We start from the raw sequence: 17298 nt of genomic DNA, 5'->3' as shown, positions 1-17298 counted from the left end.
AAGTATTCACTCCTCTTTGTTGTGTATTTTTGGTGGTACTTAAATATTCGACATTTTGGGGTGAATTTCCTTTTTGAATAATAAAAAAGTTAGTAAAATCAATGATTATAAAATATGAAATTTACTCTATTATAGATATAATTGAAATATTAAGTATTAATATAGAAGTCTTTTTAAATTTATTTTTTGTTTCTATTTTTTTTATAGGTTTAGCTGGACTATCTACAGGAGCATATTTTAAAATAGTAAAATAAGAATATAAAAAACTTATTGCTGTTAATATAATTATTAATTTAACATCTAAGTAGCAAAGTATTTTCTTAACCATTAAAGCTAATACTATAGATACAGTCGTTCCAATTACAATACAACGATTAGGAGAATTAGAATGAACTCCTCCTGAGTATTTTCTCAACAAACTAATAGTAAAAAGAATAATAACAGATTCTAATAATACCCCAAAAATAAATCCAAATACTATAATCCAAAATATAGATAATAATATTTGAAATAAATTAAAAGCTCCATAAGTAATAATTTCTTCATGATCCTTGTCCAATTTTAAAAGTAAAGCAATCTTAATTCCTATTTTATTTGAGATTTTTTCAATTAAATACATTATTATAACCCTCTTTTTTATTTTTATACCGTACTTTGTAAAATATTAATAAAATCAATGCAAATAATAACAATGAAGGCATAAAACATAAAATTTTAATTGTAGAATTATTTATTAATGAAACTTTAATTTTTAATAATCTTTCAATAACAATAAAATTTATAAATTCACACATAGACAAAATAACAGATATACCTAATGATATTGGTATAGCTTTAATAATAGTTATTTTATTTATGGAAACTAATAGTAAAATATATATCATAATATTTATTATAGTATGTACTCCATAATAAATAGGTAACATTCTTACTAAATAAACTGTTAAAGATAATAGTATAGCAGATATAAAACACAATTTTTTATTTATACTTTTATAAGATAATAAATATGCTGCTAAAATTAACAAAAATGATTCTAAAATAGTCCTAAAAAAAAATTCTTGTATAGATAACTCTATCATATTAGAAATTTCCCTTTCTATTTTATACTTTTACTTTATATTGCTATTATAACACAATTTATTATAATTTTAATTATTTTTTTAAAAATTTTACACAATTTTTATATATATGAATTAATATAATAAAATTTACAATTATTTCAATAAAATTTGAGAATAAATAAAATATGTTTATTATTAGGGAATTATGTATAATATTATATATTACATAATTCTTCAAAAATTGTGTTTATATATTTAAAATAATATGGAATTTTTCCTAATTTTGGCTTGATAAAAAAACTATATAATATTATAATCAAATACAATAAATCACTACTATATAAGGAGGTTTTACTAATGAACAATGTAATAGAAACAATTAAGAATAGACGAAGCATAAGACGTTTTACTGAAGAACAAATCCAAGATACTCATTTAAATGCCATATTAGAAGCAGGAATATTTGCACCAACAGGTCATAATGACCAACCTTGGCACTTTACTGTTATACAAAGTAAAGATATGTTAAATTATATAAGTACTAAGACTAAAGAATTTATGGCAAAATCAGAAGAAGAGTGGATTTCTGCTATGGGCAAAAGTGAAAGACTTCATTTATTTTATAATGCTCCTACAGTTATAATTGTATCTGGAAGAGAAAATTCCTATTCTCCACTTATAGATTGTTCCGCTGCTACTGAAAACATGGCAATTGCTGCTGAAAGCTTAAATATTGGTTCAGTATGGGTTGGACTTGTAAATCACTTCTTTGAACATAAAGAAGAAGTTTCTAAACTCAATATACCTGAAGGCTATGTTCCTTATTATGCCCTTTGTATTGGATATAAGAATATGTCAAAGCCTGTAAAAACTCCTGAAAGAAAAAGAGATGTAATAAACTACATTAAATAATACAAAAGCAAAAACCCCATCTAAACTAAGATGAGGTTTTTATTTTATTCTTCTATGTAAGATGTACAATGGGAGCATCTTGTAGCTTCTATAGGTATTTCACTAAGACAAAATGGACATTTTTTAGTAGTTGGTGCTACTGTTTCTTTTTTCTTAAATTTGCCTAATTGGCGAATTACTATAAATATAGAAAAAGAAATAATTAAAAAATCCAATACATTATTTAAAAATAATCCATAGTTTATAGTGGCTGCTCCAGCAGCTTTTGCTTCTGCTAATGAATTAAACTTTTTTCCACTTAGATTTATGTATAAGTTAGAAAAGTCTACCTTGCCAACTAAATTTCCTACAATAGGCATTATTATGTCATTTACCAAAGATGTTACTATTTTTCCGAAAGCGCCTCCTATAACTACACCTACTGCCATATCAATAACATTTCCTTTTAAAGCAAATTTTTTGAATTCTTGAATCAAAAGCTTGTCCTCCTTTTATTTAAAATTAATTTACATAAAATAATTAAATAAAAATAATTGGTTACAAATACTTATTATAAATGAATAATTATGTTTAAAACAAGTATTTTTTTAAAATTTTTGTAAATAAAAAGGTAGAGAAGTTTTCTCTACCTTAAAAATAATATAAGTATATATAATTTTTACTATATTACATATATTTATGTCACTACCTTTACAATGTGAAACATATTATCTAACAACTGAAAATTTTGTGTAAAAGGCTTTGAAAGTACCCAATAACTTACTCCTCTTAATCCATATTGACTTACTAATTTGTATTTAGCTTCTACACTCCTAGCGTCCTCAAACCATACAACATGTTCATTCCCTTTTTCATCTATATAGTTATAGTAAGGTGATTGAGATTTTTGGTCATATTTTATAGCTGCACCATATTTTCTTGCTCTATCTATAGCTTCTTCATTTCCTATACTTTCTGCAAATTCCCCTGCTGGCATATATGGAAGAGTCCAATCATATCCGTACAAAGGCATTCCCATCATTATTTTTTTAGGTGGAATTACAGATACTGCATAATTAATTACTTTTCTAACTTCATTTATAGGTGCTACAGCCATAGGTGGTCCTCCTGACCATCCCCATTCATAAGTCATAATTATGACAAAATCAACAATTTCACCATGAGCTTTATAATCATGGGCTCCATGCCATGCACCAGTAGTAACATCATAAGTTTTTGGAGCTAAAGCAGTAGCTACAATATAATTTGGATGTAATGCATTTACAACTTTTCTTAAGAAGTTATTGTATTTTTCTCTATCTTCTGGTGGAATTCTTTCAAAGTCTATTATTACTCCATAATATCCTTTATTTTTAATTATATTTAGCATATTATTTATTAAATTTTGTTGGACTTGGTCATTATTTAATATATTACTAATAAGTTCTGTGTCAAAGTTGATTCCTGATAAGTTAGTTACAGATAACATAGGAGCAACTTTATTTTCTTTTGCTATTTCCAATATAGTTTCATCGCTTAGTGGTGTTAAACTTCCATCAGCATTTACATTATAACTAAAAGGTGCAATATAAGTTAAATAATTTATTGTATCGCTTAAGATATTTCTTTCTCTCTCTGGATTAGAAGGCTGTATAAAAGCATTAACTTCAATATATCCATAATTCTTTGATTTTTCTGGAATTCTCAATACTAACCCTGGATATATTAATAAAGGATTTAAAATATTATTTAACATAATAATACTATCTACAGAAACATCAAATTTTCTAGCAATAGACCATAAACTATCTCCTGGTTTAACAATATAAGTTGTCTCCATTGTTGGAATAACTAATGTTTGACCTACAATTAGTTCATAAGGAGATTTAAGTTTATTAGTAACAATAATACTTTCAGGAGTAACTACAAAATTTCTGGCAATGTACCAAACAGAATCTCCTGGTCTAACTACATATATTTTCAATAATCCTACCTTCTTTTAAATACTATCAATAATTAATATATTCAAATGTTTTATTTGTGTTCTAAATATTAAATTTTTATCTACCTAATGAATCCCAATGTTCATAAGCTTCTGCTAATTCCAATAATGCTGAATTTTTATCTTTAGCCATAATAGCTGCTTTAAGTCGGGCTATATTTACACTTAATGCATTTATCTCATCTCTTTCAGAGCTAAATTGAACTCTTGAAACAATTCTTTTCCATATTTTATTTAATTCATCTGTGTTTTTATTAGCTTCTTTCCAATTTTCACTATTTACATCTTTAATAATTACTTCAATAGAGTTTGGTACATTATCATATTTTCCTAAAGGACGTTTAAGATAATTTCCACTAAGCATAATTAAAATAAAAAACCCTAATGTAATAATTGGAATAATGGTTGTTAAAAATTTTCTCAAGGTAATCCTCCTTAATATGGTCCTTTGTAATCACCAATATCTACTAAGTTTTTAATATGGTCTGCATATTTATCAATATAAAAATTTCCTGAAGAGTCTAAAGTTGCTAAAAATACTTCTGATGCATCTTTAATTCCTTGCTTTTTTAACTCTTTCATAAGCCATTTTCTATTTTTATTAAACTGCTTTAAATTTTGGTCTACAATTATACCATCATAAATTATTTCTGTTCCCATATCTACTGGAGATACAGATATATTCATATCTTTAGGTGTTAAAGGTTGATATTCTGCTTTTTTAAGTATAGAAATTTGACCATTAGACTCCAAAATTGCAAATTTAACTTGATTTAAATCAAAAATTTCTTTGTTTCTAAGCAATTGTAAAATATCAGATATTCTATATTCAATTTTTTTAAGTTCTCCTTCTAGTATTTTTCCATCTGCAATTACAATTGTAGGCTCTCCATCTATGTATTTCCCAACATATCTCCACTTCATAGCTATTTTTTCCATCATATAACCAAGTACTGCCCATATAAAAAGTCCAACCCAATGAGGCCAAGCTCTACTGGATAAATCTGTAGTTAATGTACTAGCTGTAGAACCTATTGTAATTCCTAATACATAATCGAAAAATGTAAGTTGACTTATTTGCTGTTTTCCTAAAATTCTTGCAAAAATGAGAAGAGAAAAAAAAGCTATAACAGATCTTAATGCTACTACTAACCCCTCATTCAATTTTATGACCTCTCCTTCATAGTTATTATAATTATATTATGCAACATAATATTACAATTTATACTAAATAAAAATATACTTACGATTAATATTTATTATTAATTATATTTAAGGATAATTTAAAAAATAAAAATTAATAAAGTTTAAGCTATTAGCCTAAACCTTATTAATTTTCCTAGATAAATTATATTTACTTTTGATTGATTTCTACCTATATTTTTGTATTTTCTACTTCAAACTCACACTGTATACTTTAATTATTATAATATAAACTTTCTGAAGGATATTCAGGGTCACAAGTTACATCTATGCCAAGCTTTCTAAAAGTTTGCTCGTCACTTCTACTTAAAATTGTAGTTGAATGAGCTTGACATCCTTTTAGCATTGGTAATTTTTCCATAGCTACTTGTGCAATTGGATTTGTTGCAGCACATATACTAAGTGCAATTAATACTTCTTCACAACTTAAAGCTGTACTTTTGCTGTTTAATGTTTTTGATTTTAAATTTATAATTGGTTCTAATATAACTGGAGAAATAAGATGAATTTCATCATATATATTTGCAAAATGTTTAACAGCATTTAAAATTACAGCAGCTGTTGCATGCATTATATTTGAACTTTTACCAGTAAGCATTGTTCCGTCATGAAGCTCTATGGCTACTGCTGGACAAACTTCATTTTTATTAGTTTCTTGCTTTAATTTAGCAGAACGTTCCCTTGCAGGTACAACAACTTTTCTATCTTCTTGTTTTAAATTAAGTTCTTCCATAATAAGTTTTACTCTATGAAAAGTTTCTTTATCTACATATCCTTTTTTGTATTCGCATCCTGTTTTAAAATATCTTCTTATTATCTCTTGCTTAGATGCTTCTTTAACTACTTCATCGTCTATAATACCAAATCCTACTCTATTAACTCCCATATCTGTTGGAGATTTATATACAGATTCTTTTCCTGTTATTTTTTCTATAATTCTTCTAAGCACAGGAAATGTTTCAATATCACGATTATAATTTACAACTATTTCATTGTAAGCATCAAAGTGAAAGGAATCAATCATATTTACATCTTTAAGGTCTGCCGTTGCTGCTTCATAGGCTATGTTTAAAGGATGTTTTAAAGGAACATTCCATACAGGGAATGTTTCAAATTTTGAGTAACCTGCAATTTTGCCTCTTTTATATTCGTGATAAAGCTGACTAAGGCAAGTTGCCAATTTTCCACTTCCAGGTCCTGGTGCTGTTACTACAACAATAGGTTTTGTTGTTTCAATATATGGATTTTTTCCGTATCCTTCATCACTTACAATAGTATCTACATCTGTAGGATATCCTTTAGTTGCTCTATGTTTATATACTTTTATGCCTCTACGTTCAAGCTTATTTATGAAAACAGTTGTAGCTGGTTGGCCATCATATCTTGTTATTACAACACTGTTTACATCAAGTTCATAGGCTCTTAAATCATCAATTAATCTTAAAACATCCATATCATAAGTAATGCCAAAGTCTCCTCTTATTTTATTTCTTTCAATATCTCCTGCATATACACAAATAACAACTTCAACTTTTTCTTTTAATTTATGTAATAATTTAATTTTTGCATTTTCGTCAAATCCAGGCAAAACTCTTTTTGCATGAAGATCAAATAACAGTTTTCCTCCAAATTCTAAATACAACTTATCGTAATTATTAACTCTTTCTAAAATATATTTTGATTGTTCTTCTAAATATTTTTTATGGTCAAATCCTATTTTCATCTTTTTACCCCTCGCTATATAAAATCATTATCTACTATTTTAGTATTAACATATTTTCATAAATATTAACAGTAAATATAGTTTTACAACTTCTTATTATTACACAACTTTGATTTAAAGTAAATAAGATTATTTTTCTATACACGTAAAATATCTGAAAAATTTATTAGCTTTCTTTTGATAATTCATAGAATTTCTCTTTAACATAACTATTATTCTTAAATAATATTAAAGATATGAAAACACTTATACCTTCTGATACAGCAGTAGATAGCCATATGCCAATTTCTCCAAATATATTTGTCATTATAAATAGTGTTAAAGTTATAATAATAAAACCTCTGGATATAGATATAATAGTTGCATGTTTAGGCTTTGCTATAGCTGCAAAGAATCCTGATATTAAAATATTATATCCTACTATAATAAAAGATAAAGAAAATATTCTTATAGCTTTAATAGAATAACTAATTAATTCTCTATCTGTTACTTTATGCATGAATACTCCAATTATATCTGAAGAAAATACATTTACTATAATAAATATTAACACAGATGTTATTGTTATAGTTTTAGCAGCCATGTTAAATAAAGAATTTACAGCCTTTTCATCTTCTTTACCATAATAAAAACTGCATAAAGGTTGCATTCCTTGAGTAATTCCTATCATTGTCATTAAAACCAACAGGTTTATGTAAGAAATAATGCTATAGGTTACAATTCCTTTATTTCCAATATTACTTAATATAATTTGATTAAATATATATATAACTGCTCCTGTTGAAAATTCTGTTAAGCTATCTGGTAATCCTATTGATAATATATCCTTAATAAGAGAAAAGTCAAATTTACATTTTATAAATTTTAATCTTGATTTCTTTTTATTGAAATGCACTATGTAAATTAATGTAGCTATAACCTGAGAAATGCCTGTAGCATAAGCAGCTCCTTTTATTCCCCAATTAAATTTTATGACAAATAAATAATCTAAAATTATATTTGTTAAAGCAGAAGATACAACTCCAACTATTGCCAAGTAGGGAAATCCATCTGTTTTTGTAAAAACTTCTAAGCAGTAAGATGTGATAAAAAATCCATTAAATATAGTTATTATTCTTAAATAATCTTTTACATAATTTATAGTTAATTCATTAGCACCTAAAAAAGTAGCTATACTATTTAAATTCAATAGTGTTAAAATTACTATTATTATTGAAATCAACACCATGGCAATAAAATTTATAGTAAATATTTCATTAGCTCTTTTTGAATCATTTTTTCCTAAAGCTATAGATGTAAGAGTGGATGCTCCCGTGGCAAAAAATACTGATATAGCAAAAATAAAATTTATAAAAGGCATTGCAATATTTACAGAAGCTATGCCAGTAGTTCCTACGCCCCAACTAACAAATATTCCATCCACCATTGTATATAATGAATATACCCACATTGCCGATACAGAGGGCAGTAAATACCTTATAAATTTTCTTTTCATTTTTTTATTATTTACTGTTGCATAACCCATCATTGTCACCCCTTCATTTAAATTATAAACCTTGGTATAATACTAAGGTCAATTGAATTTTAATAAGTTATAATATAAATTAAGTGATTGTAAGAAAATAGATGATAGGGGGACATTATGAAAGATTATTATAAAATAGGGGAAATATCTAAGATATATGCTATATCTAGAGATTCTTTAATGTATTACGAAAAACTTGGTATACTAAAACCTATGAGAAATTCTAATGGATATAGAATTTATACTATGAATGATATTTGGAAACTAAATTTAATTAAAGAACTACGTAATTTTAATTTTCCTATGGTTAAAATTAAGAAATACATAAATAATAGAACTATAAAAACCACTAAAGATATGTTAAATGAAGAAATTCAGCTTATAAATAATAAAATAGAAGAGCTAAATTTATTAAAAAATAATGTATTAAAAAGAATTGAAAATATAAAAAATGTAGAGGATAACATAATTCTCAATACTGTTAAATTAACTTACATTGAAAAAAGAAAAGCTTTAACGTTAAATGGCAATGTTTCTCGTGATGAAGAAATAGATTTTTTAATAAAAAAACTTCAAAAAAAGAATGAAGATAAATTTTATCTTTTAGGAAATACAAAAGTAGGTGCTATATATAATTTGGATAGCCTTAAAAAAGGTATTTATAATGAATTTAAATCTGTATTTTGCTTATTAGATGATAGAGAAAATGATTATAATTTGATACTTGATGAAGGAAATTATGTAAGCATTTCTTATAAAGGCTCTTATTCTTCTAACAAAAAATATATACAAATGTTATTTTCATTTATTAATGAACATAAATATAAAATTATGTCTGATCCTATAGAAATATATAAGATTGATGTACATGAAACTAGTTTAAAAGAAGAGTTTATTACTGAGATTCAAATTCCTGTTACTGTAAACACCCCAGGGGTGTAAAAAATGGAAATAATTAGAATAATTTCTTATAAGGCAAAAACTGTATTGAATAATTCAATACAGTTTTTCTAATTGGTGGAGGCGAGCGGTGTCGAACCGCTGTCCGAAGGTAGTAGCCCCCGAGCATCTCCGAGTGCAGTCTATCTTTTGACATTCCCTCTATGAAGCGCCAATAGACAGGCTCTTCACTTTAGTAGCTTCATAAATTCCGTTCCTTACTCAAAGCTTTGTAAGGCTCGGGACCCCACTGTCGACGCCAGACCCTAAGTCGTGGGACTCTTAGGCTGACGAGCTGCAACTAGGCAGCTAACGCTAAATTATCGTTTGCGTTTAAATTTAAGTTCCCAGTTTTTTAACGCAGGTCCAGGAAACCTTCGACTCGCTTCTCGAAAGCAGCGTACCCCCGTCGAAGCCAAGTACGCCCCCATGTTATTTGATTTTTATATAATAAAATTAATTATTATCTACATTACAAAATACATATTACACTATATAAAATTATTTATCAAGTATTAAGTTTATGCCATTTTGCTATTAATATACAAGTGTAAATTAGTATTTCATTCTTTCTTTTAATTGTCTTTCCATATCTCTTTTAGCAGCTTTTGCTAACATTGAATCTCTCTTATCGTAATTTTTCTTACCTTTTGCTACTGCTAAATTTACTTTTACTCTTCCATTTTTTAAATAAAGAGATATGGGTATTAAAGTATAGCCTTGTTGAGATATATAACCTGCTAGTCTGTTTATTTCTTTTTTGTGCAAAAGCAATCTTCTTTCTCTTAAAGGATCTTTATTAAATATGTTTCCTTGTTCATAAGGACTTATATGCATATTACATACAAATACTTCTCCATTTCTTACTTCTGCATAGCAGTCTTTTAAGTTTGCTTTTCCTGCTCTTATAGATTTAACTTCTGTACCTACAAGTTCTATTCCTGCTTCGAATCCTTCTTCTATAAAATAATCGTGCCTAGCTTTTCTGTTTTCTGCTAGTACTTTATTTCTACTATCTTTGGATTTAGCCATTTAAAACACCTACTTTTATATGTTGCCTTATTCTTTGTATCTGTAGTATTACATTGTATCATCAAATAAAGTAATAGTCAACATACAAATCCCATCTTTGTAGGGTAAAAACCTTAATAAAGATGGGATTTAAATATTTATTTCTCTTTTTAAATTAAATGTTTATGTCAGTTACATTTAAAGTGTGAATTTTTATTATAAATCAACATTTTCTGTTTTTTCTTCTATTTGTTCTTTTACTAATTCAAAGAAAATTTCACGATTTTCTATATCTACCCTATCTACTCTTATTTTTACTTGGTCACCTAATCTATATATCTTTTTACTTCTTTCTCCTACTAAACTTAAATGACTTTCATCATAAATATAATAGTCATCATCCATAGTACTTATATGAACTAATCCCTCTACTGTATTTGGAAGTTCTACAAACATCCCAAAGTTTGTAACAGATGATACTATACCTTCGTATTCTTCTCCTATTCTTTCTTTCATATATTCAGCTTTCTTTAAATCATCTACTTCTCTTTCTGCTTCTTCTGCTATTCTTTCCATTTCTGAAGATTGTTTTGAAGCATATTCTACTTCTGTTGTTAGTTTTCTTGTTCTTTTTTCATCTATTCCTTCATTTATAAATTCTTTTATTATTCTATGAATTATAAGATCTGGATATCTTCTAATTGGAGATGTAAAATGGCAATAATATCTTGCAGCTAATCCAAAGTGACCTATACATTCTGGTGAATATCTAGCTTGCTTTAATGAACGAAGAAGCAAAGTACTTACTACGGTTTCTTCTTTTTTTCCTTTTACCTTTTCTATTATTTCTTGCAATGTTTTAGGATGAATTTCCTTTGTCATTCTTATTACATATCCTAAGTTATGTACAAATTCATTAAAGTGTGCAAGTTTTTCTTCATCTGGATCTTCATGAACTCTATATACAAAAGGCAAATTAGCCCAAAACATGTGCTCTGCTATAGTTTCATTACAAACAAGCATAAATTCTTCTATAATTCTATTGGCAATTTCTCTTTCATAAGGTCTTATATCTATTGGTTTCCCCTTGTCATCTAAAATTATTTTGCATTCTTCAAAATCAAAGTCAATAGCACCTCTATTTATTCTCTTTTTATAGAGTATCTTACAAAGTTCTTCCATTAATTTGAATTCTTTTTCAAGGTAACCATATCTATCTATAAGTTCTGCATCGTTGTCCCTTAATATTTTAGTTACATCTGTGTAAGTCATTCTTTCACTAGTTTTTATTATGCTTTCTGTAACATAGTGGTCTACTACCTTTCCTGATTTATCTATTTCCATAAAACAGCTTAAAGTAAGTCTATCTTCATTAGGATTTAAACTGCATATGCCATTGGATAATCTTTTAGGAAGCATTGGTATAACTCTATCTATAAGGTATACAGAAGTTGCTCTTTTTAAAGCTTCTTTATCTAGTGGATTCTTTTCTTTTACATATTGAGATACATCGGCTATATGAACTCCTAAATAGTAATTTCCATTAGCTAGTTTTTCTATAGAAATAGCATCATCTAAATCTTTAGCATCTTCACCGTCTATAGTTACTATTTTTAAATCTCTTAAATCTTCCCTTTTATTGTATTCTTCCTTTGGTATTTCAAAAGATATATTTTCTGCATATTCTAAAACCTTTTTAGGGAATTCTTCTGGAAGATTGTGTTTTTTAATTATAGTTAATATATCTATTCCCTTTTCTCCTTTTTTACCTATTATTTCTTTAATTTTTCCTTCAGGATTTCTTCTTTTTTCAGGCCAGGAAATTATTTCTGCTATTACTACATCTCCTGTTTTTGCTCCCATTTTATCATTTTTAGGTATAAATATATCTTGGTGTATTCTTTTATCATCTGGTACAACAAATCCAAAGTTTTTACTGTCTTCATATACTCCTACTAATGTTTTATTAGCTCTTTCTAATATTCTAATTATTTCTCCTTCTAATCTTTTTCCATTTAGTTTTTCTTTAGTTACTCTAGCTACTACTTTATCTCCATTCATAGCCCCATTTATACAAGCTGCTGGTATAAATACATCTTCTTTTCCTTCTTCTTCTGGAATTAAGAACCCATATCCCTTTTGGTGACCTTGAAGTTTACCTAATACTAATCCCATTCTTTCTGGAACTCCGTAAAGTTCTGTACGAGTTTTTATTATTTGACCATCCTTTTCCATATCTTTAAGTATGTATTCAAAATCTTTTATTTCTTTTTTGCCTATATTAAATACACTAGCTAATTCTTTTATGTTCATTGGTTTATATGCCTGCTCTTCCATAAAGCTTAAAATAGTTTCTCTTATACTCATAAATTTTCCTCCCATAATAGTTTCCATAGTATTATATTTAACTTATTTTTAAAAAATATTCCATAATATCTATTATTTAAAATTTAATATATAGTAAAAATTTCATTAAGTCAATTAATTTTTTAGGGTTAAAAGTTTAATTTAAAATAAAAAAAGGTCAGCATAAGCTAACCAGATTTATATAAAATATTTATTTTACTAAATTTAATGCAGCTGTTATTAATACAAAAATTATTGCAAAAAATACAGTTGCTCTAGATAGTGCTGCCTCAGAAGTTCTAGATTTATTTTTTGAGTAAAATGACTCTTGAGCTCCACCAGTTACAAATCCACTTAACCCATTGGTTTTGCTTGGTTGCATCAATACAAGTGCTATAATTATTAAACATACTATAACATCCAATATAACTAATAGCGTTTTCACATCTACACCTCCCAATCTTTATTATTTTAGCATAGAGAAAAAATATTTACAATACAGCAAAAGAAATAAAAAAATCCCCCTTAATTGCCATCTGTCAAATGTGCTCTCCCTTATAATTCCTAATAAAATCAAAAATTTTTCGTAATGCCAATGGAGAAAAATTCTCCACAACTCTTAACTTTTCCCTCTTATCTCTTAACTAAAAAATTGCATAACAATTTTTTATATTTCATTAATATTATAAAATGACTCTAACCCTCTATATTCTGCTGATTCTGCTAGTTTTTCTTCTATTCTTATAAGTTGATTATATTTTGCCACTCTTTCACTTCTAGCTGGTGCTCCTGTTTTAATTTGACCTGCATTTACTGCTACTACTAAATCTGATATTGTAGTATCTTCTGTTTCTCCTGATCTATGAGAAATTACTGCAGTATAACCAGCTCTTTCTGCCATTTCTATAGCATTTAAAGTTTCTGTTAATGTTCCTATTTGATTTAATTTTATAAGTATGGAATTTGCTACTTTTCTTTCTATACCCATTTTAAGTCTTTTTGTGTTAGTAACAAATAGGTCGTCTCCTACTAGTTGAATTTTGTTACCTAATTTTTCAGTTATTATACTCCAACCTTCCCAATCTTCTTCTGCCATGCCATCTTCTATTGAAATTATAGGGTATTTATTTACTAAATCTACATAATAATCTACCATTTCTTCGCTACTTAATGATCTGTTTTCCCCTTGTAAATTGTATTTTCTATTTTTATAAAATTCAGAAGCAGCAGGGTCTAAAGCTATATATATATCTTTTCCAGGAGTATATCCGCACTTTTCTATAGCTTCTATTATTACTTGTATAGCTTCTTCATTAGATTTTAAATTTGGAGCAAATCCACCTTCATCTCCTACACCTGTATCATAACCTTTTTGTTTAAGTAAATTTTTTAAAGAATGATATACTTCAGAACTCATTCTTAATGCTTCACTAAAACTTTTAGCTCCAACAGGCATTATCATAAATTCTTGTAAATCAACATTATTATCAGCGTGTTTTCCCCCATTAATTATATTCATCATAGGTACAGGAAGTACTCTAGCTTTAACACCACCTATGTATTGATAAAGAGGTATTCCTAAGTATTTAGCTGCTGCTTTTGCACAAGCTAATGACACTCCAAGTATTGCATTAGCTCCTAATTTTTCTTTATTATCAGTGCCGTCTAATTTTAAAATTGCTTTATCTAAATATACTTGATCAAATACATTTAATCCTATAAGTTCTTGTGCTATATAATTATTCACATTATCTACTGCCTTTAATACGCCTTTTCCATTATATTTTGATTTATCTTCATCTCTCATTTCCACTGCTTCATACATTCCTGTAGAAGCTCCTGATGGTACAGCAGCTCTTCCCAATGTTCCATCTTCTAATACAACATCTACTTCTACTGTAGGATTACTTCTTGAATCTAGTATTTGTCTTGATACTATATCTACAATTTCCACATAATTTTTCATATAACATATCCTCTCCTAACTTTACTTTGTTAAACTTTCTCCTGTCATTTCTTTTGGCACTTTTATATTCATTTCATTTAATATAGTTGGAGCTATATCTGCAAGTATGCCATCATTTTTTAAACTTTTAGCATTTTTTGATACATATATAAAAGGAACTGGATCACAAGTATGAGCTGTCATTGGTTTTCCTGTGGAGTAATCTATCATTTGTTCTGAATTCCCATGGTCTGCTGTAATAAATACTGTGCCTTCCTTTTCTAATATTTTATCCACTACTTTGCCTAAACATACATCTACTGCTTCTATAGCTTTTTTTGCTGCTTCAAATACACCAGTGTGACCTACCATATCTGGATTTGCAAAGTTTAATATTATTAAATCATATATATTTTCATCTATTTTTTTTAATACTTCTTCTGTAACTTTATAAGCACTCATTTCTGGTTGAAGATCATAAGTAGCTACTTTAGGTGATGGAACTAATATTCTGTCTTCATTTTCATAAGGTGTTTCTACTCCTCCATTGAAGAAAAAAGTAACATGAGCATACTTTTCTGTTTCAGCTATTCTTAATTGTTTTTTGCCTAAAGAACTTATATATTCTCCTAATGTATTGAAGTATTTCTCTGGTTTATACGCTATTTCTACATTTTCTATAGTTTTATCATATTGAGTCATACAAACGTAATTTAAATTTAAGGTTTCCCTTTCAAAGCCATCAAACACTTTATCGTTTAAAGCTCTTGTTAATTCTCTAGCTCTATCTGGTCTAAAATTAAAAAATATTATTGAATCTCCATTTTTAATTTTGCCAGTAGCATGACCTTCTTCAAGTATTACTGTAGGCAGTACAAATTCATCTGTTTTATTATCATGATACGAATTCTCAATTGCTTCCAAGGAATTATTTGCAATTTCTCCTTCACCTAATACTAATGCATTATATGCAAGTTCAATTCTTTCCCATCTTTTATCTCTATCCATTGCATAATATCTGCCAGATATTGTTGCTATTTTTCCTGTTTTTATTTCCTTCATATATTCTTCTATTTCTTTTATATATTCTTTTGCTGAAGAGGGAGGGACATCTCTTCCATCTAAAAAGGCATGAACATAAACTTTATTTATTCCTTTCATTTTAGCCATTTTTAATAGAGCTTTTAAGTGGTTTATATGAGAATGAACTCCTCCGTCAGATAAAAGCCCTAATAAATGAAGAGAGGAAGATTCATTTTGCAAAGTTTTATCCATAATATTATTAAATACTTCATTTTCAAAAAATTTACCTTCTTTTATATCTTTACTTATTCTAGTAAGTTCTTGATATATTATTCTTCCAGAGCCTATATTCATATGACCGACTTCTGAATTTCCCATTTGTCCCTCTGGAAGTCCTACAGCTAATCCACTAGCACAAATTTTTGTGTGGGGATAATTTTCATAAAGTCTATCAAAATTAGGTTTATACGCTGCTTTTATTGCATTCCCATCTACTTTATCTGTAATACCAAAGCCATCTAATATCATTAACATAACTGGTGCTTTACTCATATTTACACTCCCTTTTATATGATGAATTTAAATTATCTAATAATTCTATGTAAATTTTCAAATAAAATTAAAAGCAGAGAGCATTAGGCTATAGCTTTTACTCAATAACTCTCTACTTTTATGTTTTTAATAATTAACTATTTTTGAAAAATCATCTGCTTTTAGACTAGCTCCTCCTACTAATGCTCCATCTATATTAGGCTGAGCCATTTGTTCTTTTATAGTATTTGGTTTTACAGAACCACCATATTGAATTCTTACTTTTTCAGAAACTTCTTCTCCAAATACTTCTTTTATAGCATTTCTTATAGATGCTATTGTTTCATTAGCCATTTCTGATGTAGCTGTTTTTCCTGTACCTATTGCCCAAATAGGTTCATAAGCTACAACCATTTTTTCTACTTGTTCTTTAGTAAGATCTTTTAAATCTAATTTAACTTGTTTAGATAATACTTCTTTTGTTACATTAGCTTCTCTTTCTTCTAAAGTTTCTCCTACACATAATATAGGATTTAGATTATGTTCAAAAGCTGCTTTTATTTTTTTATTTATAGATTCATCTGTTTCATTAAAGTATTGTCTTCTTTCGCTATGTCCTATTATAACGTAATCTACTTTCATTACTTGTAACATATTTGGAGATACTTCTCCTGTAAAAGCTCCCTTTTCTTCAAAGTGCATATTTTGTGCTCCTACTTTTATATTAGTTCCTCTACAAGCCTTTAAAACAGCATCTAAGCACACAAAAGTAGGACAAACTACTACATCACATTTTGCATCTTTTACTAATGGTTTTAAATCCTCAACTAATTTTACTGCTTCCTCTACAGTATTATGCATTTTCCAGTTTCCTGCAATTATAGATTTTCTCATTAAAAATTCCCCCTATTTTATTTATCATTTAGCCGCTTGCAAAACCCTAAACCCGTTAGGGTTCAAGGATTTTTAAGCTTTATCAAAAAGGATTTCCCCCACTTAATGTCGAATATATATAATAATCACAAAATATAAATTCTTGGAGGTATCCTTATGATCAATATTAAAAACCAAATTCATCTCTGTGACGTTTATGAA

The 17298-nt window shown here is 27.5% G+C and carries 16 protein-coding genes and 1 other RNA gene; 2 read left to right on the top strand and 15 right to left on the bottom strand.

Going from position 1 to position 17298, the window contains the following annotated elements; genetic code table 11:
* Positions 1-121: 121 nt before the first annotated feature.
* Positions 122-619 (bottom strand): accessory gene regulator ArgB-like protein, encoded by a 498-nt coding sequence (locus tag CLOACE_RS10350; RefSeq protein WP_070111096.1) that lies wholly within the window; start codon positions 617-619, stop codon positions 122-124.
* Positions 606-1082 carry a hypothetical protein gene (locus tag CLOACE_RS10345; RefSeq protein ID WP_070111094.1) on the bottom strand — a complete coding sequence of 159 codons (477 nt, stop codon included), beginning with the start codon at positions 1080-1082 and terminating at the stop codon, positions 606-608. Before CLOACE_RS10345 ends, CLOACE_RS10350 begins: the two co-directional genes overlap by 14 nt.
* A 339-nt stretch (positions 1083-1421) precedes the next feature.
* On the opposite strand from CLOACE_RS10345, the gene CLOACE_RS10340 reads away from it, so the two are divergent.
* On the top strand, positions 1422-1976 hold the full coding sequence (locus tag CLOACE_RS10340) for a nitroreductase family protein (protein ID WP_070111092.1): 555 nt from the start codon (positions 1422-1424) through the stop codon (positions 1974-1976).
* A gap of 44 nt (positions 1977-2020) precedes the next feature.
* Here the strand turns inward: CLOACE_RS10340 and mscL are convergent, their stop codons facing one another.
* From mscL to CLOACE_RS10310, 6 genes are all read right to left on the bottom strand, one after another.
* Positions 2021-2452, bottom strand: a complete 432-nt coding sequence (mscL, locus tag CLOACE_RS10335; RefSeq protein WP_070111090.1) for a large-conductance mechanosensitive channel protein MscL — start codon at positions 2450-2452, stop codon at positions 2021-2023.
* A gap of 200 nt (positions 2453-2652) precedes the next feature.
* Positions 2653-3939: a glycoside hydrolase family 18 protein gene (locus tag CLOACE_RS10330; protein ID WP_070111088.1), complete on the bottom strand. Its 1287-nt coding sequence runs from the start codon at positions 3937-3939 to the stop codon at positions 2653-2655.
* A 76-nt stretch (positions 3940-4015) separates the two neighbouring features.
* Positions 4016-4381, bottom strand: a complete 366-nt coding sequence (locus tag CLOACE_RS10325; protein ID WP_070111086.1) for a DUF4363 family protein — start codon at positions 4379-4381, stop codon at positions 4016-4018.
* An 11-nt stretch (positions 4382-4392) separates the two neighbouring features.
* Positions 4393-5121, bottom strand: coding sequence for a DUF421 domain-containing protein (locus CLOACE_RS10320; protein WP_070111084.1), 729 nt, complete (start codon positions 5119-5121; stop codon positions 4393-4395).
* 253 nt (positions 5122-5374) lie between these two features.
* Complete coding sequence (locus tag CLOACE_RS10315) at positions 5375-6883, bottom strand: DUF1846 domain-containing protein (protein ID WP_070111082.1); 1509 nt, start codon at positions 6881-6883, stop codon at positions 5375-5377.
* 166 nt (positions 6884-7049) lie between these two features.
* Positions 7050-8408: an MATE family efflux transporter gene (locus CLOACE_RS10310; RefSeq protein ID WP_242866469.1), complete on the bottom strand. Its 1359-nt coding sequence runs from the start codon at positions 8406-8408 to the stop codon at positions 7050-7052.
* Positions 8409-8525: 117 nt separating this feature from the next.
* Here CLOACE_RS10310 and CLOACE_RS10305 point away from each other — a divergent pair, with 117 nt between their 5' ends.
* Positions 8526-9350 carry a MerR family transcriptional regulator gene (locus CLOACE_RS10305; RefSeq protein ID WP_070111078.1) on the top strand — a complete coding sequence of 275 codons (825 nt, stop codon included), beginning with the start codon at positions 8526-8528 and terminating at the stop codon, positions 9348-9350.
* 73 nt (positions 9351-9423) lie between these two features.
* Here the strand turns inward: CLOACE_RS10305 and ssrA are convergent.
* The 7 genes from ssrA to tpiA form a co-directional block, all read right to left on the bottom strand.
* Positions 9424-9776, bottom strand: a transfer-messenger RNA (tmRNA) gene (gene ssrA / locus CLOACE_RS10300).
* A 126-nt stretch (positions 9777-9902) separates the two neighbouring features.
* Positions 9903-10379: an SsrA-binding protein SmpB gene (gene smpB / locus CLOACE_RS10295; protein ID WP_070111076.1), complete on the bottom strand. Its 477-nt coding sequence runs from the start codon at positions 10377-10379 to the stop codon at positions 9903-9905.
* A 195-nt stretch (positions 10380-10574) separates the two neighbouring features.
* Positions 10575-12725: a ribonuclease R gene (gene rnr / locus CLOACE_RS10290; RefSeq protein WP_070111074.1), complete on the bottom strand. Its 2151-nt coding sequence runs from the start codon at positions 12723-12725 to the stop codon at positions 10575-10577.
* A 190-nt stretch (positions 12726-12915) separates the two neighbouring features.
* The gene (secG, locus tag CLOACE_RS10285; RefSeq protein ID WP_070111071.1) at positions 12916-13149 is read right to left on the bottom strand and encodes a preprotein translocase subunit SecG; all 234 of its coding nucleotides are present in this window, start codon (positions 13147-13149) and stop codon (positions 12916-12918) included.
* Positions 13150-13371: 222 nt separating this feature from the next.
* Positions 13372-14670 carry a phosphopyruvate hydratase gene (gene eno / locus CLOACE_RS10280; RefSeq protein ID WP_070111069.1) on the bottom strand — a complete coding sequence of 433 codons (1299 nt, stop codon included), beginning with the start codon at positions 14668-14670 and terminating at the stop codon, positions 13372-13374.
* 21 nt (positions 14671-14691) lie between these two features.
* On the bottom strand, positions 14692-16224 hold the full coding sequence (gene gpmI / locus CLOACE_RS10275) for a 2,3-bisphosphoglycerate-independent phosphoglycerate mutase (protein WP_070111067.1): 1533 nt from the start codon (positions 16222-16224) through the stop codon (positions 14692-14694).
* 126 nt (positions 16225-16350) lie between these two features.
* Positions 16351-17097 (bottom strand): triose-phosphate isomerase, encoded by a 747-nt coding sequence (tpiA, locus tag CLOACE_RS10270; protein WP_070111065.1) that lies wholly within the window; start codon positions 17095-17097, stop codon positions 16351-16353.
* Positions 17098-17298: the final 201 nt, after the last annotated feature.

The sequence above is a fragment of the Clostridium acetireducens DSM 10703 genome, assembly GCF_001758365.1.
GTDB classification, from domain to species: domain Bacteria; phylum Bacillota; class Clostridia; order Clostridiales; family Clostridiaceae; genus Clostridium_C; species Clostridium_C acetireducens.
This window is presented reverse-complemented; position numbering and strand designations above follow the sequence as displayed.

Excerpts from the sequence above, each read along its gene's own strand:
- CLOACE_RS10350 (WP_070111096.1), bottom strand. The coding sequence starts at position 619 with ATGTATTTAATTGAAAAAATCTCAAATAAAATAGGAATTAAGATTGCT.
- CLOACE_RS10345 (WP_070111094.1), bottom strand. The coding sequence starts at position 1,082 with ATGATAGAGTTATCTATACAAGAATTTTTTTTTAGGACTATTTTAGAA.
- CLOACE_RS10340 (WP_070111092.1), top strand. The coding sequence starts at position 1,422 with ATGAACAATGTAATAGAAACAATTAAGAATAGACGAAGCATAAGACGT.
- CLOACE_RS10315 (WP_070111082.1), bottom strand. The coding sequence starts at position 6,883 with ATGAAAATAGGATTTGACCATAAAAAATATTTAGAAGAACAATCAAAA.
- CLOACE_RS10310 (WP_242866469.1), bottom strand. The coding sequence starts at position 8,408 with ATGGGTTATGCAACAGTAAATAATAAAAAAATGAAAAGAAAATTTATA.
- CLOACE_RS10305 (WP_070111078.1), top strand. The coding sequence starts at position 8,526 with ATGAAAGATTATTATAAAATAGGGGAAATATCTAAGATATATGCTATA.
- smpB (WP_070111076.1), bottom strand. The coding sequence starts at position 10,379 with ATGGCTAAATCCAAAGATAGTAGAAATAAAGTACTAGCAGAAAACAGA.
- rnr (WP_070111074.1), bottom strand. The coding sequence starts at position 12,725 with ATGAGTATAAGAGAAACTATTTTAAGCTTTATGGAAGAGCAGGCATAT.
- eno (WP_070111069.1), bottom strand. The coding sequence starts at position 14,670 with ATGAAAAATTATGTGGAAATTGTAGATATAGTATCAAGACAAATACTA.
- gpmI (WP_070111067.1), bottom strand. The coding sequence starts at position 16,224 with ATGAGTAAAGCACCAGTTATGTTAATGATATTAGATGGCTTTGGTATT.
- tpiA (WP_070111065.1), bottom strand. The coding sequence starts at position 17,097 with ATGAGAAAATCTATAATTGCAGGAAACTGGAAAATGCATAATACTGTA.